The sequence below is a fragment of the Thiomicrospira sp. genome (genome assembly GCF_014859555.1).
Classification (GTDB): Bacteria; Pseudomonadota; Gammaproteobacteria; order Thiomicrospirales; family Thiomicrospiraceae; genus Thiomicrospira.
This window is the reverse complement of sequence record NZ_JACUTY010000140.1, coordinates 1-1,366: the sequence shown is the minus strand read 5'-3', so window position 1 is coordinate 1,366 and position 1,366 is coordinate 1. Positions and strand designations below refer to the sequence as shown.

At 52.0% G+C, this 1,366-nt stretch carries 1 protein-coding gene and 1 pseudogene; both read left to right on the top strand.

Annotation, left to right across the window (positions count from 1 at the left end):
• Window positions 1-276: pseudogene (locus tag IBX48_RS10575) on the top strand (hypothetical protein); the annotation flags it as partial.
• Between the two features lie 191 nt (window positions 277-467).
• Window positions 468-1,355 carry an IS3 family transposase gene (locus IBX48_RS10570; protein ID WP_296834401.1) on the top strand — a complete coding sequence of 296 codons (888 nt, stop codon included), beginning with the start codon at window positions 468-470 and terminating at the stop codon, window positions 1,353-1,355.
• Window positions 1,356-1,366 lie beyond the last annotated feature (11 nt).

Genomic DNA, 1,366 nt, shown 5'->3' with positions numbered 1-1,366 from the left:
AAGCATGGTGAGTTAGGGACGTTGTTGCGCCGTGAAAAACTCTATTCCAATCAGCTGGCGCAATGGCGTCGTGAGTTTGCCGAACAAGGTGTTAAGGGTTTAGCTAAATCCAAGCCCGGTCCTGCGCCGTCTAAAACCCCAGAGCAAAAGCGTATTGAGCAGTTAGAAAAAGAGAATGCGCGTCTGCTCAAGCAGATGGCGGTCAAAGACGGCTGCCTTTTACTCCAAAAAAAAGCCTTGGCACTGATCGAAGCACTCGAACACGAGAACTCGTGAGCATGATGATCGATCAACCCCTACCGCCTTATGTGTCACAACGTGTGGCCGCCGATGCCTTAGCACTGTGTCGTAATACGCTGCGCCGCCAGATCAAGGCGCACACCTTCTGTGGGCCGAGGTTGCCGCGTGGGTATCATCGCGCTATACCTTAACAACCCAAGGCACTGAGTGAACCGGAGCGTCAACAGGTGATTAGCACGCTTACGAGTGAAGCCTACTGCAATCAACCGCCGGTACAAGTGTTTCATCGGTTATTGGAGCAAGGGGAGTACTTGTGTTCGGTGAGCACCATGCACCGTCTATTACGTGCGAACCGACTCAACGGTGACCGTCGCGCACAACGTCCGCCACAATCGCACAGTGTGCCCAGATTACGTGCCGATGCGCCCAATCAAGTGTGGACGTGGGATATTGCCAAACTACCCACTCAAAAACGAGGCGAATATCTCTCGTTGTATGTGGTGATGGATTTATTCAGTCGCCATATTGTGGCCTGGATGCTCTCGCGCAAAGAAAACAGTGCGCTGTCATCTCAACTGATTGATGAGGCGGTGCAACGCTACCAGATTGCCCCCAACAGCTTAACGTTACATCAAGATCGCGGCACGCCGATGACGGCGCATTGTTATCTTGATCTGCTGGGTGAATTGGCGATTACCGCCTCTCACAGCCGCCCCAGAGTGAGTAACGACAACCCGATGAGCGAGGCGCAGTTTAAAACGCTGAAGTATCAGCCGGATTATCCGCGCCGCTTCGATGATTACGACCATGCCATGCGCTGGTGCCAAGACTATGTGAGCTGGTACAACCATCAACATCACCACGGCAGTCTGGCGGGGTTCACGCCCTATCAAGTGTTTAGCGGTGATTACAAGCAAATTGCAACAATACGCCAACAAGCGCTAGATGAAGCGTTTGCAAAACATCCGCAACGCTTTAGCCAAGGGCGACCCTTGGTCAAATTACCGCCAGCGGAGGTCTGTATTAACCCAATACCCGAGGAGGCCGATCAGAATACAATTGAAACGGGTGTGAACTTCCCGACCCATCCAAGGGTGAAGCAAAAAGCAATTTAATTTTTAAAGAA